Raw genomic sequence first — 24,729 nt, forward strand, 5'->3', positions numbered from 1 at the left:
AATTGAATAAAACATATGTTTGGTTTAAGGAGGAAGATACAATGCATCAAGAGTCATTATTTGCTGCTAATAATCGCCAAGAACCACTGGCTAGTCGGGTTCGGCCCCGAACCCTAGCTGAAGTGATTGGACAAAAACACCTACTTGGCCCTGGGCGCATTTTGCGTGAACTTATCACCCATGACCAAGTATCCTCGTTGATCTTGTGGGGACCACCAGGGGTAGGAAAAACAACTCTTGCACGCATTATTGCAGCCCAAACCAAAGCAGAATTTATCAGTTTTAGTGCAGTTGATAGCAGTATCAAAACGATTCGGGAAGTGATGAAAAAAGCCGAAGCCAATAGTGATTATGGTCAACAAACCATTGTATTTATTGATGAAATTCATCGGTTCAATAAGGCACAACAGGATGCTTTTCTCCCCTATGTTGAACGGGGAAGTATCACTTTGATCGCTGCCACAACAGAGAATCCGTCATTTGAACTAAACTCCGCACTTTTATCGCGGTGCAAAGTCTTTGTCTTAAAACCATTAACAACGGATGACATCATAACATTATTACAAAGAGTAGTGCAGGATGAGCGGGCTTTCCCTGGAATGACAGTTGAGTTAGGACACGAAGCCCAAGTGATGCTTGCAACGTTTGCTAACGGGGATGCGCGGACTGCGCTCAATATTTTGGAAATGGCAGTGCTCAATAGTGATCACCGAACGGAAAATAAGGTAACAGTTACCCCGACCCAATTACAGCAGTTAACGGGGCAGAAAATGGTTCTTTATGATAAAAATGGCGAAGAACACTATAATATCATCTCTGCCCTCCACAAAGCGTTACGTAATAGTGATGTGGATGCAGCCATTTATTGGTTATCCCGGATGTTGGCCGGGGGCGAAGATCCATTGTATATTGCCCGGCGTTTAGTCCGTTTTGCCAGTGAGGACGTTGGCTTGGCGGATACCAATGCCTTGCGGGTAGCGGTAGATGTTTTCCAGGCTTGTCAGTTTATTGGAATGCCGGAATGTGATGTTCATTTGACAGAAGCAGTGATTTACCTGGCTTTAGCTCCTAAATCCAACGCCGTCTATGCAGCACGGCAACGAGTGCGTCATGATGTCCAAGCGACTATTAATGAGCCGGTTCCGCTGCAGATTCGGAACGCTCCGACAAAGTTGATGCAGGAACTGGAGTATGGCCAAGGTTATCAATATGCACACGCTACGGCAGCCAAATTGACTACTATGAAGACAATGCCTAACAACCTGCAAGGGCACCGCTACTATTACCCGACAACAGAGGGACATGAAGGGCGGTTTAAAGCGCGCCTCGAAGAGATCCAGCAGTGGCACGCCCAGCATGATCATCATTCCTCATGAAAGTTTAATTTAAACACCAGGATTTTAATCATTGTTTAAATGCTTTTTCCCTTATAATGGGGAATAGTATTTCATAAATTGAGGAGAAAAAATAATGCAAAAGCAATCACAACATGTTGTTAAGGGGATCATCCTGGCTGCCTTGGCTTCAGTGATGTGGGGGATCTCAGGGACGATTTTACAATTCATTTCGCAGACCGCACATATTCCGGCAGCGTGGTTCCTATCTGTTCGGACGTTGATTTCCGGAGTGATTATTCTGACCATATCTTTCTTTGTATATGGAACGAAAATCTTTACAGTTTTTAAGGATCGCCGTCAAGCATTCTATTTATTTGCATATGGGATCTTTGGGTTAGCTTTGAATTTACTGACTTTCTACCATTCTGTACAGCTAGGGAATTCGGCGATGGCAACTATCCTCCAGTATCTGAGCCCACTATTTATTGTTTTAGGGACAGTCGTTTTAGAGCGCCAGTGGCCATTACGCTCAGACCTTATTGCTTTCGTTATTGCCTTAGTGGGGATTTTCCTGTCAATTACGCGGGGAGACATCTCCCAGCTTTCGATTCCAATGTCAGCCTTCCTCTGGGGACTGGGATCTGGGATTACAGCGGCTTTTTATGTGGTCCTACCGCGCCCGGTAGTAGCAGAACATCCACCATTCGTGGTGCTTGGTTGGGGAACTTTGATTGCTGGTGTTTTCTTCAATATTCAACGCCCATTATGGGTGGGAGCTCCGGCATTGAACATGAAGTTAGTTTTAGCAATTGGTGCGGTAATCCTGTTAGGGACAATTTTACCGTTCGGGACATTGCTATATAGCTTGCACTTTGCGCCAGCAGATGTGGTTAGCATTATGGATGCAGTTCAGCCATTAGCAACCTTAGTCTTGAGTGTAATCTTCTTTAGTTTACATTTAACCTGGGCTGAAATCATCGGGTCGATCTTGGTTATCGTAGGGATCTATGTATTGCAACGTGGCCGGCGCCAAGTTGAACAAGATACACAACGTTTTGAATAAGCAAATAAAAACCACGCACTGAATGTAGGAACGCGTAGTAGCGGTCTACCATTCAGAGGCGTGGTTTTTTATTGGTGCTAAATGTTATGCGCGGGACTTGTATTCCCCAGTAACAGTGTTAATTACTAGGACATCACCGGTTGCAATAAAGTCGGGAACAGTTACTACCAAGCCAGTTTCCATAGTTGCAGGTTTGCCACCACTAGCAGCAGTAGCTCCCTTAATGTTGGGCGCAGTCTCAGTTACTTTCATGGTAACAGTTGTGGGCAGTTCGATTCCGATTAGTTCGCCATTGGCAAAGTCGAGTTGGACTTCCATATTAGGCATTAAATATGGCTCTTCGCTGCTAAGTTGTTCTTTGGTTAACTCATATTGTTCGTAGGTTTCCATATCCATGAAAATTTCCAATTCGCCTTCACCGTAGAGATATTGGGCAGTTTTTTTATCGACCATTACCAGATCAACTTTTTCGGAGGGACGCATCGTTGTTTGCACGATTGCACCCGTCCGCACATCGGTCAGTTTCATTTGCATGACGGTGTTGCCCTTGCCGGGTTTATGGTGATTTGACTCCAAAACCTTGATTAATTTACCGCTTTGTTCAAAAATCATACCTTTTTTAAGATTAATTGCTTCTACTGCCATAAAAATCGCTCCTTAGTTTAGTAAAAATTAACGGATTAGGGTATTTCCTTCTTGGGTGGTGGAGCCTGAGCTAGTGCAAAGCCTTTTAATGTCATAGTATATCTCACTCTACTTAAAATAATTCATCTTTAAGTATAACGGAAAGCGCCTTCAATTTTAAAGAAAAATTTGAATTTAGAATGCTAAGTACTAGTAAATAAGGTATGATAAAGGAGTAACGTTGCATGAAAGGAAGTAGTCATTTATGGGACAATCAGCACCCCCACGTATCCTGATCGCACAAGATCTCTCTGCTATGGGTAGTCTATCAATGCAGACTGCGCTGACGCTGTTTCAGGCGTGTGATTTTAGTATTGGTGTCCTGCCGACTACAATTTTATCAACGCAAAGTGAAGGTTTTGGGTCACCGGCAGTTCTAGATACTACTCTATGGACCCAGCAGACCCTGCAGCATTGGGCTAAGGAGCAGATCCGATTTACCGCTGCGGTTGTGGGTTACTATGATAATGAGGCAGTGGGAGACCAGCTTGCAGATTATCTGGACCAGCAAGCAGCCACAATGGATTTGGTCCTCGTTGATCCGGCCTTTGCCGATAATGGGGAGCCATACCCATTACAAGGACTAGCCCATATGGAAGGCTTGCGACGCCTTTTACGTCGGGCCACCCTTGCAACTCCAAACCTAACGGAAGCATGTCTTTTGACAAACACACCCTTGTTCACGCCGAATCCGCAAGCAGTGCGAGCTTTATTAGTTAAGTTTAACCAATTGTTGGCTCCTGGAGGACAGACGGTCCTAACGGGACTTGAGTTTGGTGACCAGGTGGGGGTGGCATGGCTTGACCCACTTGAGGGACGGCTGCAACAGGTGACTTTGCCGCGGCTTCCAGGACATTTTTATGGGAGTGGTGATACCTTCACCGCGTTACTAACGATCTTGCTGTGCCAACAACAGGATTTGAATACGGCAGTTCGCCAAGCAACAGACTTACTACATGAAGGTCTGGTTGCGACTATGAAGGCTAATGACGAGCGGTGTTATGGAATAAAGTTGGGAGCTATTATTGCAGCTCTACAAAATTTAGCATAAGGGGAGATACTATGGATACAACTGCAAATGTAAAGAAAATTACGGTAGTCGGTGTTATGACCGCCCTTAACATTGTTATCGCGCGGGTCTTTTTGATTCCAGTGCCAATGACTAAGGGCTTTTTGAATCTTTGTGACGCCGGAATTGTGTTGATTGCCCTTCTTTATGGTGCTAACTATGGTGGACTAGTGGGAGCATTAAGTGGTTTCCTCTTAGATCTATTAGCAGGGGCGCCTCAGTACATGTTGTTTTCTTTGGTCATTCACGGTTTTGAAGGATGGGTTTTTGGTAAGGTAATTGAAAAAGAAAAGACACCAGGACGGTTAGTACTAGCAGTTGTTTTAGCGACAATCATTGTCTCTTGCGGGTATCTTGCTTGCGAAACATTTCTTTTCAAGTTTTCAACAGCGATTATTGGGTTCCCAATGAATATCCTCCAAGCAATTGTAGGTTCGCTGGTGGGGATTGTATTATATTCACAACTACGGAAAGTAATTCATTAATTAGCTATTATTGCTTGTGAAGGTCACGGGAAAAGCGATCTTCACAGGCGTGGAGGCTGGAAAAACTTTGTTTTTCCAGTCTTTTTTTTGTAAATAAATATGTTGCCGGCTACATAATGCTGTGATAAAATCTTTTTATCTAATTTAAGTAGCCGGCAACATATTTTACGAAAGGATACAAAAATGATAGATAAGAAGCTCGCTCATCAGGCCCCCTTAGGGTTGGCCCTGTTCAAATTACGGCGGATGTATGGACAGTTAGTTCATCACCAACTATGGCAACATGATCTTTACCATGGTCAAGATATTATTCTGGGTATATTGGACCGGGTGGGTCCATGTTCACAGACGGAATTACGCCAAAGATTACAGATTCAGCACACAACGGTGGTTAAAACAATTATGCGTTTAGAACGTAAAGGTTACGTTCAGCGGTATAAATTAGCTACAGACCGCCGCGTAACTATGGTGGAACTTACACCGGCGGGACATGACCTAGCGAAAGAACTAGCGCAGGTGTGGATCACTAGTGAGGGTGTGATTACAGCGGGGCTAACCCCTGCGGAACAAGCAGAATTTATCCGGTTAACTAAAAAAATAACAGCGAATATTAGTAAAAAATTGGATGAATACCATAAGGAAGGTGAAGAGAAGCGATGTGGAAGATAATGAAAACACGGATGTCTTGGCCAGCAGTGGCAGGGGCAGCTATGTTTATGTTGCTCCAAGTTTTAAGTGATTTGAACCTCCCAGCCATCACTTCCCAATTAATTGACAAGGGCGTTGCTAGAGGAGACCTGGCATATATTTGGCAAGCTGGGGGGAAGATGTTACTGTTTGCGGGCCTAAGTATTTTGGCGGCAATCGGCAATGTGTACTTGGCGTCAACACAGGCACAGAAACTAGGAGCACGGTTACGGGAAGAGCTTTTTGCCAAGGTGGTTAACTTCGGTGACCAAGAGATGGGAAGCTTTGGGTCATCATCTTTGATCACCCGGACAACCAACGATGTGATGCAGATCCAAAATGTAGTAATTATGATGCTCCGGATGATGCTGATGTCGCCTTTGATGTTATTGGGGGCCGGCTTCATGGCTTATGTTACCGAGCGTCGCTTAGCGATGATCTTTTTAATCTCTGTCCCGCTGCTTTTATTAGCTGTTTGGTTAGTGATGCGTAATGCGGTGCCCCTGTTTAAGAGTTTACAAAAGAAAATCGACAACATTAATTTGGTTTTTCGTGAAGGCTTAACCGGAGTTCGGGTAATTCGGGCTTTTCGGCGGGATAGTTTCGAGCAAGAGCGTTTTGACCAGGTTAACCAAGATTACACCCAAACAGGGATCAAAGTCTTTAGCCTAACTTCAATGATGTATCCGATCATGATCACTGTTTTAAGCTTCACCAATATTGGAATTGTATTGTTGGGGAGCCGCTTGATCGGGGCAATGGAAATGGAAGTAGGAAAGTTGGTTTCCTTTATGACTTACGCTTCGATGGTGTTATTCAGTTTCATGATGCTTTCAATGGTCTTTGTCTTTATCCCGCGGGCCCAGGCGGCTGCAAGCCGAATCAATGAAGTCCTAGCCACACCAGATTCATTACCCGCACCCGATGATGTGCAAACAGTGGCAGCCACTACCCCGGCTAGTTTAGAATTTGAGCAAGTTTCTTTCCGTTACCACGGGGCAGAAGAATTAGCCTTGACAGGACTCGATATCAAGATGGGTGCTGGTCAGACCCTTGCGATTATTGGGGGGACAGGGTCAGGGAAGACGACCTTAATTAACCTTATCCCCCGCTTATATGATGTGGAACAAGGGCGGGTCTTGGTTGATGGACTAGATGTGCGCAATATGACTAAACATGACCTACATAAGCGGGTAGCCTTTGCTCAACAAAAAGCTATTCTGTTCAAAGGGACTGTTCGGTCTAACCTGCAGTTTGGGAAACCAGACGCCACTGATGAAGAAATGTGGCATGCACTGGAGGTTGCTCAAGCCAAAGACTTTGTGGCTGCTTTGCCTGATGGTTTGGATGCAGTAGTTGAACAGAATGGGGACAATTTCTCTGGTGGTCAGAAGCAACGGTTGACGATTGCCCGTGCAGTCATCAAGCCTGCCTCGATTTATGTTTTTGACGATTCATTTTCAGCCCTGGATTTCAAAACGGATGCTAACTTACGGGCAGCATTGAAGCATGACCCTGCAATTCAAAAAAGCGTGGTTGTGATTGTGGCCCAACGGGTAGCAACAGTAACGCAAGCTGATCAGATTATCGTTTTAGATAATGGTAAAGTTGCCGGTCAGGGCACACATGCTGAACTGATGGCCAATAATCCGACTTACCAAGAGATTGTACACTCGCAAATCAGAGAAGGAGGGCAAGCATAATGGGACCACATGGACGGCGGGGCCGGGGACCACAATCCCAAGAAAAGGCCCAACATTTTTGGAAAACTATTTGGCGGTTAGCCCGCTACATGGGACCATGGAAATGGCTTTTCGCATTGGCAATGATTTTGGCAATTGGGGCTACTGTTTTTCAAATTATTGCCCCCAAGATCCTGGGGGAAGCAACTACGGTGATTTTTGCTGGGGTTAAGCAAGGCTATGCCCAAATCAAGGCCGGGCAGCAGTTGACCCACTTACCAATCGCTTATGGCAAAATTACGCATATCATGATTGTTGTAGCGCTTGTTTATATTTCAGCGGCTGTCCTGACTTTCGGACAGCAATTCATTATGGCTAATATTTCGCAGCGGTTAGTTTATCGTTTGCGCAAGGATCTTAAGGCGAAGATGGAACGGTTGCCAATCGCTTATTATGATACCCATTCTAATGGGGACATCATGTCCCGGGCGGTTAATGATATGGATAACATTGCCGGGACACTCCAACAAAGTCTGGCACAGTTGGTAACCAGTTCGATTACTTTTGTCGGTGTTTTTGTGATGATGCTGACGATTAGCTGGAAGTTAACGCTGATCGCCTGTGTTACGATTCCATTAAGTATGGTTGTTGTGGGAATTGTAGCGCCAAAGTCGCAACGCTTCTTTGCTATCCAACAAGAGAGTTTGGGACTGTTGAATGATCAGGTCGAAGAAACATATGCGGGGCACGCTGTGGTCAAGACATTTAACAAGGAAGACGATGAGATTACCCAGTTCCAAGCAGAAAATCAACGTTATTATGCTGCTTCATGGAAAGCCCAGTTTATTTCTGGCTTGATTATGCCCCTGATGAATATGGTCAAAAATATCGGTTATGTTATGGTAGCGATAGTTGGGGGCCTAGGGGTTGCTAATGCCACATTAACTTTGGGAAATGTCCAAGCATTTTTGCAATATGTTAACCAGTTTACGCAACCAATCACCCAAATTGCTAACTTGGCAAACACTATCCAAGCAACCGCAGTTTCTGCAGAGCGGATCTTTGCGGTTTTGGACGAGGACGAAATGACAGATCACCCAGTTGCAACGCCAGTTCAAGTAGGTGCTCCGAAGGTTGCTTTTCGGGATGTACATTTTGGTTATAGTCCGGATAAACCCCTCTTACAAGGCTTCAATATGGAAGTTCCAGCAGGCAAGCAAGTTGCTATTGTGGGACCAACTGGAGCGGGGAAAACAACCCTGATTAATTTGTTGGAAAGATTCTATGATATTGATCAAGGGGCAATTTTACTGGATGGACAAGATACGCGCAATATGGCACGGGCTGATTTGCGGCAACATATGGCGATGGTTCTTCAAAACACCTGGCTGTTTTCGGGATCGATATATGACAACATCAAATACGGACGTGAAGATGCTACTGAGGAAGAAGTCATTGCAGCTGCTAAGGCAGCCCACGTAGATACCTTTGTACGCCAGCTTCCAGATGGATATGATACTGTTTTAGGGGAAGATGCGGGGAATATCTCGCAAGGGCAACGGCAGTTACTGACGATTGCCCGAGCTTTCTTGGCTGATCCAGAGATCTTAATCTTGGACGAAGCCACTAGTTCCGTGGATACGCGAACCGAGCTTTTAATTCAGCAGGCAATGGACAAGCTACTCAAGGGACGAACAAGTTTCGTGGTGGCCCACCGTTTATCAACGATTCAGGATGCCGATCAAATCATTGTCATGAATCACGGCACAATTGTAGAAACCGGAACGCATGCCAGCTTGTTGGCCCAAGGGGGCTTCTATGCTGATTTATATAATAGCCAATTCAATCAAGCAGGTAATCTCTAAAATCAAAAAGAGGCTGGGAAAAAACTCTCAGTCCAAAATGAAAGCCGGACGATGAATCAAATCTTGGTTCATCGTCCGGCTTCTTATGTACACAGGAAATCGTTCCTGATATGATGTAATTACCCCTAAAAACAAACATAAAGGAGCGATTTTCATGTATCAAAATTATATCACGGGACAAACAGAATTCGTACTAAATTATGACTACAATGTGCCAAAAAATCATCTGGTTCGGTTAATTGATACTTTTGTCGATTCCATTCCACAAGAGGTTTTGTTAGAAGAGAACGTGGCCGTCACCGGCCGCCCACTTTCTCACCCTGCACTGATGTTAAAAATTCTGTTGTTTGCGTACTCTCGTCAAACTTATTCTGGCCGGAAAATAGAAACCTTGTTAGAAGAAAACTTACCAATGCGATGGTTAGCCCGTGATCATTCATACAGTTACCATACCATCAATAACTTTCGACGGAGTGAGCACGCCAGGAACTTAATAAAACGTACCTTTGTTTACTTTACTATGGCTCTTACGGACCATGGGCTAATTCAAAATGATGCAGTCTTTATTGATGGCACTAAGGTTGAAGCGGATGCTAATAAGTACTCGTTTACTTGGCGTCGGGCAATAGAAAAGTATCACGCTAAGTTGAGAGAAAAGACGGCTAGTATTTATGATGAGTTAGTAGAAAAGCAAGTCATCAAAGAGATGAAACCAGAAATGATTGAATCTATCGACGGTATGGAATTAATGGCTGAAGAAGTGGAAAAAGAAATCACTAATCTAGACGAAGCCATTAAACAGGAGCCGAAAATAATTAAAGGTGGTTCAGTTAGAAAACGTCGGCGACGTTTTCTAAAGAAGCTTCGTCGTCAACTGAGAGAAGACTTAATTCCACGGGCTAAAAAATATGAACGTGTCGAAGATATTTTTCAAGGACGAAATAGCTTTTCGAAAACAGACCACGACGCAACTTTTATGTGCATGAAAGAAGATCCGATGATGAACCGAGAACTCAAACCCGGATATAATCTTCAGATTGCCACGCATAATCAGTTTGTCCTTGATTATGCTTTATTTTCCAATCCTACTGATACTAGGACTTTAGTGCCATTTCTTAAGCAATTCCATGGCTTGGATTTCTTTACACACGTGGTAGCTGATGCTGGTTACGGTAGTGAATATAATTACACAACACTGCTTGACCAATTCGATAAGCAACCACTCATTCCATACACCACCTATCAAAAAGAGCAGAAGCGTAAGTTCAAAAATGATCCAACAAAACCTCAGAATTGGCAGTACAATGCCGAAGATGACTACTATATTGATCATTTAGGCGTTCGCTTCAGTTTTTATCGCTACAGTAAACGAACTGATAAGTATGGATTTAAGCGCGATCTTAAACTCTATCGTGCCGACACACATCAATCATCAGAAGAGTTAGATCAGTTAGCTAAAACGCCAGGTAAGCGTCAGCGCTACATCCAGGTTAATCCAACTTGGAATTATTACAAAGCAAAAGTCAAAGAGACCCTCTCAAGCGATGAAGGTAAGATGATCTATCGTCGACGCAAGTTCGACGTTGAACCAGTCTTTGGTCGCATGAAGAGGGATTTTGGCGTACGCCGAACTCATTTGCGCGGCCAACGGGCTGTGGAAAATGATGTCGGATTAACCTTAATGGCATTGAACTTAACGAAATTGGGTAAAATGATCAACCAATTAAGACCCTTTTTAGTAAATAACCAAAAATGCGAACTACAATTTTTGATTAAATCAAAAATCATAGTTCGCATTTTCTTAGTTAGAAGCTAGAAAATAATAGTTAATTCCCAGCCTCTTTTTGCGTACAATTATTAGAGATGGAGATAATTAGAGTGTGAATCTTATAAAGTCAGGTTTTTCACTGTGACTTTTTTGATAATCGGTTTATTTCGTTCTTCCTGAGCTTTCAAACGACGCATATCTTTTTGAAAGACTTCGTTGATCGCATCAAAAGAAAGCCACAGGGCAAGGGGGAAGAATGCCATCACACCAATCATTGCCAATAAACACATCTTCATGAGTGAAATTACATCCATAATAAAGTCCCCCTTCAAACAAATTCTGAATCCGCTTACATATATAGGTTAACAAATATAAGTTTTTTTGTATATACTTTTAGATAGAAAACGCATACATTTTAATGATGGAGTCTTTAATGTGCTGTATTATAGGCTTTATCACCTCATAAAGTGATAAGGGGATTAAAAAGTGATTAGTTCGTAACATAAATTTTATGTTATAAACAAATAACTAAGCGCAAAATAAGGGGAGTATTCAAGTAAAATGAAAAATGTTAATATATGGGTATCAAACGAGGAGGGACGGTTATGAGTGTCGATTCGCCATTAGTTTTAGGTGTTTTATTTATCGCAACGGGTTACATTAGTTATGCAACTTATCGGGATAATAACAAACCCCTGAGTTTCATGTCAGGTTTGCTATGTGCATGCTTTTTGGTCGCAACAATTTATGTTTTGCTGCGCTAAATTAATAATTAATCGCAAAAAATAGCGGGTATGAATGCAAGGAAGTAACATTCATGCCCGCTATTTGTAGTTTAGTAACTAGTTTTAGAATTGGCGCTTACGATCTAATGTTTTGATTAACCATAAAATCGGTAACCCGAGGACAACAACCCCAATAAAGAGGATAACTCCCCACGGATCATTGACAACCTCACTGCCGAGGATAAATAACCCACCACCTAAGGCCACCAGTGGCACCAAGGGATAAAGTGGAACCGAGAAAGGACGGGGTTCGGTTCTCCGGTGCCGTAAAACAAAAAGTCCAAAGAAAGCCAAGGTATAGAAGCAATACACAGTGAAGACACAGAGGTCAGATAAGTGATCGGGATTAAAAAAGAAGGTCATTAAGATAGCGATCACCATCACTGCTCCTGTGGCATAAACCGGGGTTTTTGCTCGTGGGTGTAAATAAGCTAGGTAACGAGAAAACGGTAAGTCACCACGTTTAGCCATAGCGTATACGATACGAGGGAAGGTTAATAGTTTGCCATTAAGTGTTCCCATCATCGAAATGATGATTCCAATCGCAAGCAGTTTCCCTCCTAGTTGACCAAAGGCAGTTTGTGCTAAGTAGGCAGTTGCCTTTTCTCCTAAAGCAAGAATCTTGTTGGCTGGAAGAAAGCGAAAGACACTGAATGAAATCAAGGTATAAATCAATAAAACAGCGCTGACCCCAATAATGATAGCCTGCGGAAGAAGTTTTTGGGGATTTTTCATTTCACCCCCAAGGTTTGCGATCAAAATCCAACCATCATAAGCAAACAGGGTGGCCAAAACAGCGACCCCCATGTTACCACTAGCTTGATGAACAGTCGTTACAGTCTGACCTAGGGCAGTAACATGCCCGTGGAGAATTCCCCAAACGATAATGGCGGTAATAGGAACTAGCTTACAAAGCGTAGTGAGGATGGAGAAGAAAGCCCCCACGCGGTTTTCAAACATATTAAGGACACTGATGGCAACAATCATAACAACTGCCACGGGGATCCGCCATTGTTCTGGCCAACCGAAAAATTCAGTGATGAGGATACTCATAAATCCCGCCACAGATGCTGAAATTGCTGGCCCGTAAACGATCACCTGCATCCAGCCAGCTAAAAAACCCAGTCGGCGTCCAAAGATATTTTCGATATAAACGTACAAGCCACCAGTAACCGGCATTTGTGCCCCAATTTCGGCAATAGTTAGGCCAGATGTTAGGGTGATTACACCCCCAATGATCCAAGCAAGTAAGGCGTGTGTGGAAGAACCAGCACTGGCCAAAACGGATGCTTGTTTAAAGAAGATACCGGAACCGATAATTGTTCCGATGACAATTGATAATGCCGATCCCAATCCCAGGGTCCGGTTAAGTTCAGGTTGGTGGTTCATAATTTACACACTCCTTAAGTATTTGCAAAAAGGGAGCGTGACAGAAGTCAGGTGGCTTCATCTTCACGCTCCCATGAGCGTAACTTGAAAGTGCTAGGCACTCTCAATTACATGCGTAGTATTTAGTTATTGGTTATGGACGTAATCTGTTCAACATTCTTGGGAATGGGCTACCTTCACGAATGTGGTCAGAAAGGGTAATCCAAGCGATGAAACGTTCTAGCCCCATCCCGAAACCAGAGTGAGGAACTGTCCCGTATTTACGGAGGTCAGCGTACCAACCATAGTCGGCCATATCAAGGTGGTTTTCAGCAAATTTTTGGACTAAGTAATCATAGTCAGTAGCACGTTCTGAACCACCGATGATTTCACCGTAGCCTTCTGGAGCTAAGAGGTCAGCGCAGACAACTTGGCGATCGTCTTCAGGATCAGGCTTCATGTAGAAGGCCTTGATTTCCTTTGGATAGTTCAAAATAAAGACCGGCTTTTGGAATTGATCAGCCAAGTATGTTTCTTCAGGCGAACCAAAGTCATCACCAAACTTGGAGTCAAAACCGCCTTCTTGTAACATCTCGATGGCCTTCTTGTAAGTGATCCGTGGGTAAGGCAATTCAGTGAATGGACGTAATGATTCTACGCTCCGGCCCACGGTTTCTAATTCACGGGCACAGTTATCAATGAGGCTTTGCACCAAGTATGCGATGTATTGTTCTTGGAGTTCCAAGCTTTCAGGTTGGTGCATCCAGGCCATTTCTGGTTCAATCATCCAGAATTCCGTTAGGTGCCGCCGTGTCTTGGACTTTTCAGCCCGGAAAGTTGGTCCCATAGTGTATACCTTACCTAAGGCCATAGCGCCTGCTTCTGCATAGAGCTGACCAGATTGGGAAAGGTAAGCATCATCATCAAAGTACTTAGTATGGAAGAGGTCCGTGGTCCCTTCTGGTGAACTACCGGTCAAGATGGGAGCATCAAGCTGGGTGAAACCATGCTTAGCAAAGAATTCCATTGTTGCTAACTTAACTTGGCTCCGGATCTTAAGCATTGCGTTGGGCTTGGAGGACCGCAACCACAAGTGACGGTGATCCATCAAGAACTCTACCCCGTGTTCCTTATTGCCGATTGGGTAATCATCACTTTCACCGACAAGTTCGATGGATTGAACCTGGATTTCGTAACCAAACTTAGACCGAGAATCTTCATGAATTTCACCGGTTACCCAGAAAGATGTTTCCTGGTGTAACTCGTGTTTAGCCATGTCCCAAACTTCAGGGGTTACTTGATTTTTGAGCAAGATTCCTTGGAAAAAACCTGTTCCGTCACGAAGTTGTAAGAAGGCGATCTTACCACTTGAACGCTTATCAGTTAGCCACACGCCAATTTTAACTGTTTCGTTGACGTGCTTAGGTGATTCACTAATTGTAATAGTTTGCACTTTGTGCTCCTCCTTAAAATTAAAGTTGTTAGGTATAGTTTATAGCTTCTATTTTACTACAATCATAGGTGTTAGTGCTTAGAGGATTTGGATTCCCGCAGCAGCACATTGGGCGAGCATATCTTCAGGCCACAAACTAGCTTGAACTTCACCGATATGTGCTTTCCCCAATAACAACATACACAACCGGGATTGACCGATCCCACCGCCAATAGTATATGGAAGTTCACCGTTTAAGAGCATCTTGTGGAAAGGCAGATCCTTCCGCTCTTCGGCATGGGCCAACTTGAGTTGTTTACGCATGGATTCTTCACTTACCCGGATCCCCATACTAGAGATTTCAATGCGTGATTGTAAGGGCTCATACCAGAATAGCAGGTCCCCGTTGAGCTCCCAATCATCGTAGTCAGGGGCGCGTCCATCGTGATGTTCTTGGCTTTGGCGAAGCTTGCCACCGATTTGCATAACAAAGACAGCACCGTATTCTTTAGCAATGCGGTTTTCCCGTTCTAATGGGGTAAGTTCTGGCCACCGGTCTTCTAATTCTTGGGTGGTAATGAAGTGCACTTGGTCTGGTAAATGGTGCACTGCTTGGGGATACTTATACCAAACTTCGTGTTCCATATGCTTGATGACCTTGAAGATTTGGCGCACGGTCCGCTTGAGTGTTTCTTCGGTCCGTTCTTCTTTGGCGATCACTTTTTCCCAGTCCCATTGATCGACGTAAATAGAATGATAGTTATCCAGTTCTTCGTCTTTCCGGATGGCGTTCATGTTGGTGTACAAGCCCTCGTGCATCCCGAAACCATAACGCTTGAGCGCATAACGTTTCCACTTGGCTAAAGAGTGAACGACTTCGATAGTTTCGCCAGGGAGGCCAGCCATTGTGAACGAAACCGGTTGTTCAATTCCGTTCAAGTTATCGTTCAACCCGGTACTCTTTTCAACAAACATCGGTGCGGACATCCGTTGCAGATTGAGTTCTTGACTGATCTCATCTTGGAATGTTTCACGAATATAACGAATAGCAGCTTCGGTTTCCCGAATGGATAATTTTGGATCATAATCACGTGGAATGACTAAACTCATGGCAATTGCCTCCTTCTAAAAATAAAAACTATTAGCCGGGGAAAGCAACAAAAAAGCCCTTCGTCCCCCTTGTAAGGGACGAAAGGCTTTTGTTCCGCGGTACCACCCAAATTATCCAGTTTGTTCTGGATCAGCTCACTAGAGCACCATCATGCTCCGCCGGCGAGGTAACGGACCGGTTCCGACTGAGTCTACTCTGAATGAGATTCATTTGGGTCAGTAGCACTGCGAAAAAGTGTTATTCATCAATCGAGGGTCTGCTGGTTTCACACTAATACCAACTCACTGGAAGAATCGGAATGACTACTTGTCTTTCTCATCGCTTTTTCAATTTATTAATTGCATTTTAACCTAATTTTGGAAAAATGCAAGCATAATTTTTATTAATCAGAAAGATTATTTTCTTGAGCACTGATTACCAAGACCCCATTATCCATGGTAGCTTGGAGATGGTTAACGTCAGGATGATCTAGATAAAAATCAGTGACTTTGTCACGAATTTGTTGTTCGATTACCCGCCGTAGTGGCCGTGCCCCCATAGCTTCATCATAGCCTTCTTCGATCAAGAAATCCTTAACGTCATCGTTAACGGTAAGGTCTAAGCCTTTTTTAGCCAAGGTGTGGTTGACATCAGCTAACATCAAATCAACGATGGCCCGGAGATCTTCTTTTGTCAGATGAGAAAATTCTACAATGGCATTGAACCGGTTAAGAAATTCTGGCCGGAAGTATGGAGCAATCCGTTCCATAATAGTTTCATCCTTGTGATCATTACCAGTCAGTTTTTCATTGCCAAACCCGGCATTAGAAGTAGCGATAATCACGGTGTTCTTAAAGTTGACGGTATTGCCTTGACCATCTGTTAACCGCCCATCATCTAAGACCTGTAAGAGAAGGGTAATGACCTGTGGGTCGGCTTTTTCAATTTCATCTAATAGGATGATGGAGTATGGGTTCCGCCGTACTTTTTCGGTTAAAGTGTTGCCGTTGTCACCATACCCGACATAACCGGCAGTTGCCCCAATCAATTTCGAAACAGCTGTCCGATCAGAATATTCTGACATATCTAACCGGATGATGCTATCTTTGGAGCCAAACATATCACGGGCGAGCTGTTTAGCTAATTCAGTTTTACCAACACCGGTTGGGCCGACGAAGAGGAAGGAGCCGATTGGGCGGTTGCCTTCATCAAATCCAGCCCGGTTTCTCCGAATAGCCCGAGCCACAGCTGCAACAGCTTCGTCTTGGCCGATGACCTTGCCCTTGAGGCGGGCTTCCATGTTTTTCAGTCTTTCGATATCAGAAGCCCCCATCTTAGATACGGGAATTCCCGTCATCCGTTCAACGGATTGTGCGATGTCATCAGGAGTAGCGGTGACTTTTTGTGCTTGGGAGTGGTTTTGTAATTGATGCTCAAGTTCTGCTACACGTTGTTTCTTAGCTTGTGCTTGTTCGTAATCTTCAGCAGCTGCGGCCTTTTTTTGAGCAACTTTGAGTTCAGCAATCTCTTTTTCGAGTTGTTTGTCATCAACAACTGGGTGTTGGGATGCCAAGTGGGCAGCTGTCATATCGATCAGGTCGATAGCTTTGTCAGGGAGACTCCGTTGGGGAATATATTGGATAGAGTAATCCACTGCTGCCTGTAAGACTTTATCTGGTAAGACAACGTTGTGGTGCTTTTCGTATAACTTCCGAATACCTTGCAAGATAGCGAAAGTATCAGCTGCATTAGGTTCTTTGATCACTACTTGGTTGAACCGCCGATCTAAGGCGCCATCTTTCATGATGGTGTTGCGGTACTCATCTTGCGTGGTTGCCCCAATAACAGTGAGTTCACCCCGAGATAAGGCTGGTTTGATGATGTCTGCCAAGCCCTTACTCCCATCGTTATCACCAGTAGAACCAGCACCTAAGATTTGGTGGATTTCATCGAAGAAGAGGATGATGTTTCCAGCTTCTTTGACTTCTGTGATCAATTTTTGAATATTTTCTTCAAATGAGCCCCGGAATTGAGTGCCAGCTTCTAAGCCAGAGATGTCAATTGAGATGATCTCTTTATTTTTAATCGCTGCCGGTACATTTCCCTGAACAATTGCTTGGGCTAACCCTTCAACAACTGCTGTTTTACCAACCCCGGCATCACCGACGAGAACAGGATTGTTCTTGGTTCGTCTAGCTAAGATTTCGGCGGTTTCTTGAATTTCCTTGTCCCGTCCGATCACTGGGTCTAACTTATGTGCCCGCGCTTCTGCGGTTAGGTTTCTCCCTAGCTTTTGTAAAATACCTGCTTTTTGTTTGTTAGTATTTGACCGGCCAACTTGTCCTTGTTGTGCTTGTGATTGAATATTATTAGGCAACTTGCCGGTTTTACGATAGTGAGCATATTCTTCAGGAGATACTTCTTGGCCATTGATATGATACCGCCAATCAACTCCCATATTGCTCAACATATTGTCGAAAATATCGTCCATGTTATCTGAAAATGGATCCATTGGAATTCTTGCCATAAATATCCCTCATTTCTTTAATGCTCAAATGGTTAAATGCAAAATTGATTTAATCTTTGAGATAATGTTCTTCGAGTTCTTTGAGAATCTGCCACATGGCCACTTCTTGTGTGGCTGCCAATGCATGCAGATCACGTAAATTTAACGAGGTTGCACTCGTTTGTTGCTTGTTAAATGACTTGTGTAGGGTGGTGTAGCCATAACCAGATTTTTTAGCTACTTTGTAAATAGTTAGATGGTTATGTTCGAGATAACCCTTAATGTCGATTCGCACTACTCTCACCTCCACGACTTATATACTACTACAAACGTGGTATATTACAATAGTGAAATATCACTTTTGTGATATACTTAACCTTTTCTTAAGATTTAAGCACGGAGGAGCAATAAAATAATCAGCGAGAAAGGGATGTTTCTTGCTATAATTACGAAAGAAAAATGTAATTGAGGAAGGATACATATGAAAACACGGAAGACGATCGCAGCTGAAGCTGAACAAGTAATGGTAGACTTTGCGCGTGTATACAGTCCCAAAGGCAAAAAGATGGATGCCCTGATCAAGCAAACGCAAGCAGATTTAGCTGCCCGCCAAGTGGCTCCGCAACAGATCATTGAAAAATTCATGCGGTTACGGTATGAATTGATTTTGCGTGCGGGCTGGCATATTTCGCCCGCAGAGGAAGCACTATTGAAGAAAATGGCTGAAATTAGTCGGGAACGGTCATTTTTGCCATTCAAACGGTATGATCCGTGGTTTTAATGAGGGAAGGAAGTGTTGGTGTGGCTAAGCAAAGTAAGCATGCATTCTGGGTTGGTGTTGCTATTTTAGCGTGTTCAATGTGGGGAATTTCAGGTCTTTTGGCTAAGGCTTTATTTAATCAGCAGATTTCTGCTATTTGGTTAACGCAGGTACGGATGGTAGTGGCCGGGGCAATATTATTAGTTATTGGTCATTTTAAAGGTGAGCAGATGACAGTGATTTGGCGGGACCGCAAGGCGGCTGGACGACTGGTGTTGTATAGTATCTTGGGTTTAATTCCTGTTCAATTTTGTTATTTTATGGCAGTAAAAGAAGGAAATGCAGCCATCGCAACAGTTTTACAGTTTACGTGTCTTTTCTTCGTGATGGTTTATGACACGGTAATCCGCCGGGTGCCGTTGCGGTTATTGGATATTATTTGTGCCTTAATTGCTTTTACAGGGGTAGCAACAATTGCCACTGAGGGACATTTTACCCATATGACGATTACGGTGTCAGTTCTGTTGTGGGGACTGGCATCAGCTTTGGGAGCAGCGGTTAACATGACGACTCCGGGGCCCTTGACACGTCGCTATTCGTCCTGGCAAGTAACAGGTTGGGGATTGTTAGTGGCCGGGATTGTGATGGTGATTGCTCATCCGGTTTGGGAGCCAGTTCATCTGACCCCGGTGACCATTCTTTTGGTGGTAGGAGTGATCATAATCGGCACCCTATTACCGTTCCAAATGCTTAACCTAGCGTTGCGTCACATCACAGCAACAACGGCCAACATGATGGATGCGTTTGAACCTTTGGCCGCTACGATTGGTTCAGTATTATTTTTAGGCTTGTCAATGACAAGTGCTGATTATATCGGAACGTTTCTGGTGATTGGTGCGGTCTTGGGACTCAACTATCGACCAGCTGTAAAAAAGAAAGTGCGCAAAATGGAATGAAAATGCGAAGCAAATTTGTAGGAGCTGGGAGAAAATTGTTTTCTCCCAGCTTCTGTCTTTATTTATTAATATTTCCCACTCACTTCTTTGCTGCCAAACGGGTAAAGGGTTAAAACATAGGGGATACGAGATATAGAAAAATAGGTGCTAAAGCGAGAGCATAAGAATTTTAGAGCTTTTAGGCGCATATATTACTATATATCGTGTGGGACTAGAAAAAGGGTGAATTAGTAGGCGGTTGTTTTTAAAATAAAATTTCTTTTTTTAAGAAACACACTTTATAAAAAATCCCCATTCATTCTTGAATGAGGACCTGAACTAGTTATTTTTTCAATGGAAGTAGGGGGGATTTGGAAGCCAATATTATTGGGTTAAAATAGAGCAAAAAAATAACCTTCATGCTCTATTAATACATAACATCTCAGTTGGAGTCCGCTTTGGGTCTCTCCCGGTAATCATGAGCATTGAAGGCTATAGGTTTTGCAATAAGGAGTATCTATTGTTCCCACGTCCTTTATTTAACTATTTCACTCTAGTCATCCTTGATGATCTAGACTCTCTTATATAACAATTAGTAACAGATATTCAAATGTGACAAACATTATCCTAAACTATTGATTCAAGAACATAAATGATGTCAGCCTATTCAGGCGTCAGATGTTGGTTCCATTACCCCCTTAGTACGTAGTGAAACTGCAAACATTGATTGATCTCAAATATCGTTCTAATTGTGGGAATCCCTTGACTCCTTACACTTATTTTATACCATAGCTATCTCCTTTTTGCAAGCGCTTACTTCAATCAAAAAAGGTGGATGTAATCATAAAAAAACACCCGTAGCACTATGTGCTACGGATGCCTGCTTTTATTCATAATTAGTGAGGATTATTGAATTTCAATATGATGGTTATTGGCAATTTCCTCATCAGTCTTAGGAAGAGTAATCTTGAGAACACCATCTTCATACTTAGCAGCGATCTTTTCCCGAGCAACATTAGGGAACTGATACTGACGGGTAAACCGTCCATAGCTCCGTTCGCTGGCGATTAGATTGCCTTCATGATCGCTTTGATCACTGAAAGAATCACGCTTTGCTGAAACAGTTAAGATATTGTTCTTGAAATCAATTTGAATGTCTTGCTTGTCAACTCCAGGAAGGTCAATATTAACTTGATAATCCTTAGGAGTTTCGGCGACATCAGTCTTCATGTAGGTATCATGGCCGTCTAAATTGAAGAAAGAACGACCAAAGTTGCTGAAGAAGTTATCGCTATTCATAAAATCGTTAAATCTGTTTTGCAATTCATTTGCCATAATTACTACTTCCTTTCTTGTTTACGCCTTTATCATAGCGCACAAAAACGAGTTGTCAAGCTAAAGGTCAAAAAAAGTCAAACAACTTAATAAAAGCTTAATAACAACGATTTCAACAAAGGTCAAAGAAAAGAGCTTGTTTCCTGATCAAAAAAAGCGCATGCTTTGGTTTCTATATATTATACGGTTGCATCTACCAAGGGGTAGGTGCTTTTTTATTTGCGATGATGTTTTTTACGCCAATGATCATACCAACTTCGTCCCAACATTCCGAGAATGATGGTTAGGGCAATGCAATATCCAATAATCCCAATGCGTGCAATATATGGGTGGTCTGCACTGACTTGAACTAAAAGTGATGATCCCAATATGACAGCCGCGAGGATGATGGCGATGACAATTCGATTAGTCAATCGTTCTAATTTACTAACGAATTTGGTTAAGCCAGTGTGATGGAGGTTGATTTGACTTTGACCACTCTCCAAGGTGTCGAGGAGGTGGTTGATTTTACGTGGGATGTGCGGAACATCCTGCAATGATTGACCGAATAGCAGAAGGTTATCTTGTAAGCTAGCATGCAGGTCGATTTGTTGGAACCATTCTTTGAGAGCAAAAGGACGGGCGATATCTAGTAAAGATAGGTTGGGGTCAAGCTGGGCAATAGTAGACTCTAAGGAGGCAACGGCTTTGATTAAGGTTACTGCCTCACTTTTAATTTGGAGGTTATAGCGGCGACATAGCTTGACAATGTCAAATAATATGGTTGCCAAATTAAGATCAACGATGTTGGTTGTAAAAAATGGCTTCAAAAAGACGGCTAACTCCTGACGAAAAGCATTGTGATCGACAGGTCCGGTTTGATTGCAGATGGCAAGTACCGCTTGGGTGATGTCATACTCATCGCGAAGGGCTAGAGCAGTGACAACATTACGTAAATTAGCGGCGAGTAGCGGTGAGATCCGTCCCATCATACCGAAGTCAAGGTAGATCAGGCGTAAGGGAGGTAAGGCTTGCTTACTAGTGACTTGTGTTGAGATTGGACCAAGTTGTTTATGGAAGGATCGGCTAGTTACGGTGTGCCGATCATCCGTAGGAGCAACGAGAATATTGCCAGGGTGAGGATCGGCATGGAAAAAGCGGTCTGTAAAAACTTGCTTGATGAAATTCGTTACCAGAGTTTGGGCGATGTAACGCCGCTCGCTAACGGGATGATCCGTATGTAAGTATTGTTTAATGCTACTACCAGGCATAGCCTCATTGACCAGGATTCGGGGCGCGCAAAGATCAGGATATACCCGCGGTACACGGATAATCCCCTCACCATTATTTAGTTTATAGAAGTCTTGACCGTTTTTGGCTTCTATACTAGTGTCAATTTCATTAATTAAGGAACTTTTGATTTCGGAATAAACTTGTCGGATATCGATAATTTTACTTTCGCTAGTGAAACGGAGAATTTTGACCGCTTGGTGGAGCAAATTAAGATCAATGGTAACCAGTTGTGCGACAGCAGGATGTTGAATTTTGACAACCACATTCTCTCCGCTTGGTAAAGTAGCGTGGTGAACTTGACCAATGGAAGCAGAAGCGAAAGGTTTGTGTTTAAAGGAAGAAAATGTTGCTTCCAATGTTTTTCCTGTGGCCTCTTGATATATAGAAGAAACAGTATCGTAGTCGTCAACGGGCACCTGATCTTGAAGTTTATGAAGTTCATGAATGTATTCCGGAGTCATTAAATCAGGGCGGGTGGAAAGGATCTGTCCGATTTTAATGAAAGTCGGGCCTAATTCTTCCAATGCTTGTCGGACTTCTTGGGGATGGATTTGCTTACTGAAATTACTGAGAGCGTTATGACGGCGAATGACGGAAATAATTTCTTTAATGCGAGCACTTTTTTTGATGTTGCCTGATGCCATGATAAACCTCCTGAATAATAATCCTTATTACTATTTTACCATTAGGGGATAATTATCATTGGCGAACGATAAAAATATATAGCGTAAAAAGTTCGTGATTAGAAGGACATTTAAACTGGTTGTTCATAGAAAGTTTGTTAAAGCGAAAAAGATGGTATTTTATGCAAAAAAACCTTGACCGCCCTGGCAGTTGTGAGTATAGTAGATACCGTTGCTTGACACGAGATATTACATCTCTGTTGAGAACAAAAAATAAGTGTTGACATTGATCATAATAATGGTTATAATAATAAACGCTTGTTTTTATAGGTTGTCAATTCTTGATAAAATATTTTTTAAAAAAGCATTGACATTAATCCCTGTGAATGATATATTATAAAAGTTGTTTTTCAACAACGAAGTAGATCTTTGAAAACTGAACAAAGTTTCGACAAACCAAATGTGTAGGGCTTCTTGCTAGATGCAAGAGCAAAACATTTGCGAATGTCAATTCGCTAGTAATTTTTACGAGTCTAATCGACTTAAGATTTTAAATCGAGAGTTTGATCCTGGCTCAGGATGAACGCTGGCGGCGTGCCTAATACATGCAAGTCGAGCGCATCGGCCCAACTGATTGAAGATGCTTGCATCCGATTGACGATGGTTTACCGATGAGCGGCGGACGGGTGAGTAACACGTAGGTAACCTGCCCAGAAGCGGGGGATAACACCTGGAAACAGATGCTAATACCGCATAGGTCATTTGACCGCATGGTCAAATGATTAAAGATGGCTCTGCTATCACTTCTGGATGGACCTGCGGCGTATTAGCTAGTTGGTAAGGTAACGGCTTACCAAGGCAATGATACGTAGCCGAGTTGAGAGACTGATCGGCCACATTGGGACTGAGACACGGCCCAGACTCCTACGGGAGGCAGCAGTAGGGAATCTTCCACAATGGACGCAAGTCTGATGGAGCAACGCCGCGTGAGCGAAGAAGGTCTTCGGATCGTAAAACTCTGTTGTTAGAGAAGAACACGGGTGAGAGTAACTGTTCACCTGTTGACGGTATCTAACCAGCAAGTCACGGCTAACTACGTGCCAGCAGCCGCGGTAATACGTAGGTGGCAAGCGTTATCCGGATTTATTGGGCGTAAAGGGAACGCAGGCGGTTCTTTAAGTCTGATGTGAAAGCCTTCGGCTTAACCGAAGATGTGCATTGGAAACTGGGGAACTTGAGTGCAGAAGAGGAGAGTGGAACTCCATGTGTAGCGGTGAAATGCGTAGATATATGGAAGAACACCAGTGGCGAAAGCGGCTCTCTGGTCTGTAACTGACGCTGAGGTTCGAAAGCGTGGGTAGCGAACAGGATTAGATACCCTGGTAGTCCACGCCGTAAACGATGAATGCTAGGTGTTGGAGGGTTTCCGCCCTTCAGTGCCGCAGCTAACGCACTAAGCATTCCGCCTGGGGAGTACGACCGCAAGGTTGAAACTCAAAGGAATTGACGGGGGCCCGCACAAGCGGTGGAGCATGTGGTTTAATTCGAAGCTACGCGAAGAACCTTACCAGGTCTTGACATCTTTTGACCACCTAAGAGATTAGGTTTTCCCTTCGGGGACAAAATGACAGGTGGTGCATGGTTGTCGTCAGCTCGTGTCGTGAGATGTTGGGTTAAGTCCCGCAACGAGCGCAACCCTTGTTGTCAGTTGCCAGCATTCAGTTGGGCACTCTGGCGAGACTGCCGGTGACAAACCGGAGGAAGGTGGGGATGACGTCAAATCATCATGCCCCTTATGACCTGGGCTACACACGTGCTACAATGGGCAGTACAACGAGTCGCGAAACCGCGAGGTTTAGCAAATCTCTTAAAGCTGCTCTCAGTTCGGACTGCAGGCTGCAACTCGCCTGCACGAAGTCGGAATCGCTAGTAATCGCGAATCAGCATGTCGCGGTGAATACGTTCCCGGGCCTTGTACACACC

At 43.6% G+C, this 24,729-nt stretch carries 20 protein-coding genes, 1 rRNA gene and 1 other annotated feature (1 of these 22 cut by a window edge); of the genes, 12 read left to right on the forward strand and 9 right to left on the reverse strand.

Features of this window, described 5'->3' with window-relative positions:
• Positions 1-41: 41 nt before the first annotated feature.
• Both V3C97_RS00325 and V3C97_RS00330 read left to right on the forward strand, forming a co-directional pair.
• Positions 42-1,376: a replication-associated recombination protein A gene (locus tag V3C97_RS00325; RefSeq protein ID WP_338434234.1), complete on the forward strand. Its 1,335-nt coding sequence runs from the start codon at positions 42-44 to the stop codon at positions 1,374-1,376.
• A gap of 94 nt (positions 1,377-1,470) precedes the next feature.
• On the forward strand, positions 1,471-2,400 hold the full coding sequence (locus tag V3C97_RS00330; protein WP_283147144.1) for a DMT family transporter: 930 nt from the start codon (positions 1,471-1,473) through the stop codon (positions 2,398-2,400).
• 84 nt (positions 2,401-2,484) lie between these two features.
• On the opposite strand, the gene efp is transcribed toward V3C97_RS00330, so the two are convergent.
• A complete protein-coding gene (efp, locus tag V3C97_RS00335; protein ID WP_338434235.1) occupies positions 2,485-3,045 on the reverse strand; it encodes an elongation factor P in 561 nt (186 codons plus the stop codon).
• Between the two features lie 244 nt (positions 3,046-3,289).
• Here efp and V3C97_RS00340 point away from each other — a divergent pair, with 244 nt between their 5' ends.
• The 6 genes from V3C97_RS00340 (at position 3,290) to V3C97_RS00365 (ending at position 10,688) form a co-directional block, all read left to right on the forward strand.
• Positions 3,290-4,135, forward strand: a complete 846-nt coding sequence (locus V3C97_RS00340; RefSeq protein WP_338434236.1) for a PfkB family carbohydrate kinase — start codon at positions 3,290-3,292, stop codon at positions 4,133-4,135.
• An 11-nt stretch (positions 4,136-4,146) separates the two neighbouring features.
• Positions 4,147-4,638 carry an ECF transporter S component gene (locus V3C97_RS00345; protein ID WP_009553469.1) on the forward strand — a complete coding sequence of 164 codons (492 nt, stop codon included), beginning with the start codon at positions 4,147-4,149 and terminating at the stop codon, positions 4,636-4,638.
• A 183-nt stretch (positions 4,639-4,821) separates the two neighbouring features.
• Positions 4,822-5,307 (forward strand): MarR family winged helix-turn-helix transcriptional regulator, encoded by a 486-nt coding sequence (locus V3C97_RS00350; RefSeq protein ID WP_009553467.1) that lies wholly within the window; start codon positions 4,822-4,824, stop codon positions 5,305-5,307.
• Positions 5,295-7,028 (forward strand): ABC transporter ATP-binding protein, encoded by a 1,734-nt coding sequence (locus V3C97_RS00355; RefSeq protein WP_338434237.1) that lies wholly within the window; start codon positions 5,295-5,297, stop codon positions 7,026-7,028. The genes V3C97_RS00350 and V3C97_RS00355 overlap by 13 nt, the downstream gene beginning before the upstream one ends.
• Positions 7,028-8,872 carry an ABC transporter ATP-binding protein gene (locus tag V3C97_RS00360; protein WP_268889177.1) on the forward strand — a complete coding sequence of 615 codons (1,845 nt, stop codon included), beginning with the start codon at positions 7,028-7,030 and terminating at the stop codon, positions 8,870-8,872. Before V3C97_RS00355 ends, V3C97_RS00360 begins: the two co-directional genes overlap by 1 nt.
• Positions 8,873-9,026: 154 nt before the next feature.
• Complete coding sequence (locus V3C97_RS00365; protein WP_056968813.1) at positions 9,027-10,688, forward strand: IS1182 family transposase; 1,662 nt, start codon at positions 9,027-9,029, stop codon at positions 10,686-10,688.
• A 71-nt stretch (positions 10,689-10,759) separates the two neighbouring features.
• On the opposite strand, the gene V3C97_RS00370 is transcribed toward V3C97_RS00365, so the two are convergent.
• Complete coding sequence (locus V3C97_RS00370) at positions 10,760-10,954, reverse strand: hypothetical protein (protein WP_009553461.1); 195 nt, start codon at positions 10,952-10,954, stop codon at positions 10,760-10,762.
• Between the two features lie 291 nt (positions 10,955-11,245).
• On the opposite strand from V3C97_RS00370, the gene V3C97_RS00375 reads away from it, so the two are divergent.
• The gene (locus V3C97_RS00375) at positions 11,246-11,404 is read left to right on the forward strand and encodes a hypothetical protein (protein WP_155824516.1); all 159 of its coding nucleotides are present in this window, start codon (positions 11,246-11,248) and stop codon (positions 11,402-11,404) included.
• Between the two features lie 84 nt (positions 11,405-11,488).
• Here the strand turns inward: V3C97_RS00375 and V3C97_RS00380 are convergent, their stop codons facing one another.
• The 5 genes from V3C97_RS00380 to V3C97_RS00400 form a co-directional block, all read right to left on the reverse strand.
• Positions 11,489-12,814: an APC family permease gene (locus tag V3C97_RS00380; RefSeq protein WP_009553458.1), complete on the reverse strand. Its 1,326-nt coding sequence runs from the start codon at positions 12,812-12,814 to the stop codon at positions 11,489-11,491.
• Between the two features lie 133 nt (positions 12,815-12,947).
• On the reverse strand, positions 12,948-14,246 hold the full coding sequence (gene asnS / locus V3C97_RS00385) for an asparagine--tRNA ligase (RefSeq protein WP_009553456.1): 1,299 nt from the start codon (positions 14,244-14,246) through the stop codon (positions 12,948-12,950).
• A 78-nt stretch (positions 14,247-14,324) separates the two neighbouring features.
• Entirely contained in the window at positions 14,325-15,335 is a 1,011-nt protein-coding gene (gene asnA / locus V3C97_RS00390; RefSeq protein WP_338434238.1) for an aspartate--ammonia ligase, read from the reverse strand.
• Positions 15,336-15,406: 71 nt separating this feature from the next.
• Positions 15,407-15,664, reverse strand: a binding site (T-box leader).
• A gap of 54 nt (positions 15,665-15,718) precedes the next feature.
• Positions 15,719-17,842: an ATP-dependent Clp protease ATP-binding subunit gene (locus V3C97_RS00395; protein ID WP_338434239.1), complete on the reverse strand. Its 2,124-nt coding sequence runs from the start codon at positions 17,840-17,842 to the stop codon at positions 15,719-15,721.
• 49 nt (positions 17,843-17,891) lie between these two features.
• Positions 17,892-18,116, reverse strand: a complete 225-nt coding sequence (locus V3C97_RS00400) for a hypothetical protein (RefSeq protein ID WP_009553450.1) — start codon at positions 18,114-18,116, stop codon at positions 17,892-17,894.
• 186 nt (positions 18,117-18,302) lie between these two features.
• On the opposite strand from V3C97_RS00400, the gene V3C97_RS00405 reads away from it, so the two are divergent.
• A complete protein-coding gene (locus V3C97_RS00405) occupies positions 18,303-18,602 on the forward strand; it encodes a hypothetical protein (protein ID WP_009553448.1) in 300 nt (99 codons plus the stop codon).
• A 20-nt stretch (positions 18,603-18,622) separates the two neighbouring features.
• The gene (locus V3C97_RS00410) at positions 18,623-19,537 is read left to right on the forward strand and encodes a DMT family transporter (RefSeq protein WP_009553446.1); all 915 of its coding nucleotides are present in this window, start codon (positions 18,623-18,625) and stop codon (positions 19,535-19,537) included.
• Between the two features lie 885 nt (positions 19,538-20,422).
• Here the strand turns inward: V3C97_RS00410 and V3C97_RS00415 are convergent.
• Together V3C97_RS00415 and V3C97_RS00420 are read right to left on the reverse strand one after the other, a co-directional pair.
• Positions 20,423-20,851 carry an Hsp20/alpha crystallin family protein gene (locus V3C97_RS00415; protein WP_009553444.1) on the reverse strand — a complete coding sequence of 143 codons (429 nt, stop codon included), beginning with the start codon at positions 20,849-20,851 and terminating at the stop codon, positions 20,423-20,425.
• Positions 20,852-21,066: 215 nt separating this feature from the next.
• Complete coding sequence (locus V3C97_RS00420; protein ID WP_338434240.1) at positions 21,067-22,767, reverse strand: ABC1 kinase family protein; 1,701 nt, start codon at positions 22,765-22,767, stop codon at positions 21,067-21,069.
• Positions 22,768-23,297: 530 nt separating this feature from the next.
• Here V3C97_RS00420 and V3C97_RS00425 point away from each other — a divergent pair.
• Positions 23,298-24,729 (forward strand): 16S ribosomal RNA (locus tag V3C97_RS00425) (it continues 142 nt past the right edge of the window).

The sequence above is a fragment of the Ligilactobacillus saerimneri genome (assembly GCF_036689625.1).
In the GTDB taxonomy this organism is placed as follows: Bacteria; Bacillota; Bacilli; order Lactobacillales; family Lactobacillaceae; genus Ligilactobacillus; species Ligilactobacillus saerimneri.

Excerpts from the sequence above, each read along its gene's own strand:
- asnA (WP_338434238.1), bottom strand. The coding sequence starts at position 15,335 with ATGAGTTTAGTCATTCCACGTGATTATGATCCAAAATTATCCATTCGG.
- V3C97_RS00365 (WP_056968813.1), top strand. The coding sequence starts at position 9,027 with ATGTATCAAAATTATATCACGGGACAAACAGAATTCGTACTAAATTAT.
- V3C97_RS00330 (WP_283147144.1), top strand. The coding sequence starts at position 1,471 with ATGCAAAAGCAATCACAACATGTTGTTAAGGGGATCATCCTGGCTGCC.
- V3C97_RS00355 (WP_338434237.1), top strand. The coding sequence starts at position 5,295 with ATGTGGAAGATAATGAAAACACGGATGTCTTGGCCAGCAGTGGCAGGG.
- V3C97_RS00420 (WP_338434240.1), bottom strand. The coding sequence starts at position 22,767 with ATGGCATCAGGCAACATCAAAAAAAGTGCTCGCATTAAAGAAATTATT.
- V3C97_RS00340 (WP_338434236.1), top strand. The coding sequence starts at position 3,290 with ATGGGACAATCAGCACCCCCACGTATCCTGATCGCACAAGATCTCTCT.
- V3C97_RS00380 (WP_009553458.1), bottom strand. The coding sequence starts at position 12,814 with ATGAACCACCAACCTGAACTTAACCGGACCCTGGGATTGGGATCGGCA.
- V3C97_RS00350 (WP_009553467.1), top strand. The coding sequence starts at position 4,822 with ATGATAGATAAGAAGCTCGCTCATCAGGCCCCCTTAGGGTTGGCCCTG.
- V3C97_RS00375 (WP_155824516.1), top strand. The coding sequence starts at position 11,246 with ATGAGTGTCGATTCGCCATTAGTTTTAGGTGTTTTATTTATCGCAACG.
- V3C97_RS00370 (WP_009553461.1), bottom strand. The coding sequence starts at position 10,954 with ATGGATGTAATTTCACTCATGAAGATGTGTTTATTGGCAATGATTGGT.
- V3C97_RS00395 (WP_338434239.1), bottom strand. The coding sequence starts at position 17,842 with ATGGCAAGAATTCCAATGGATCCATTTTCAGATAACATGGACGATATT.
- efp (WP_338434235.1), bottom strand. The coding sequence starts at position 3,045 with ATGGCAGTAGAAGCAATTAATCTTAAAAAAGGTATGATTTTTGAACAA.
- V3C97_RS00415 (WP_009553444.1), bottom strand. The coding sequence starts at position 20,851 with ATGGCAAATGAATTGCAAAACAGATTTAACGATTTTATGAATAGCGAT.
- V3C97_RS00325 (WP_338434234.1), top strand. The coding sequence starts at position 42 with ATGCATCAAGAGTCATTATTTGCTGCTAATAATCGCCAAGAACCACTG.
- V3C97_RS00345 (WP_009553469.1), top strand. The coding sequence starts at position 4,147 with ATGGATACAACTGCAAATGTAAAGAAAATTACGGTAGTCGGTGTTATG.
- V3C97_RS00360 (WP_268889177.1), top strand. The coding sequence starts at position 7,028 with ATGGGACCACATGGACGGCGGGGCCGGGGACCACAATCCCAAGAAAAG.
- V3C97_RS00405 (WP_009553448.1), top strand. The coding sequence starts at position 18,303 with ATGAAAACACGGAAGACGATCGCAGCTGAAGCTGAACAAGTAATGGTA.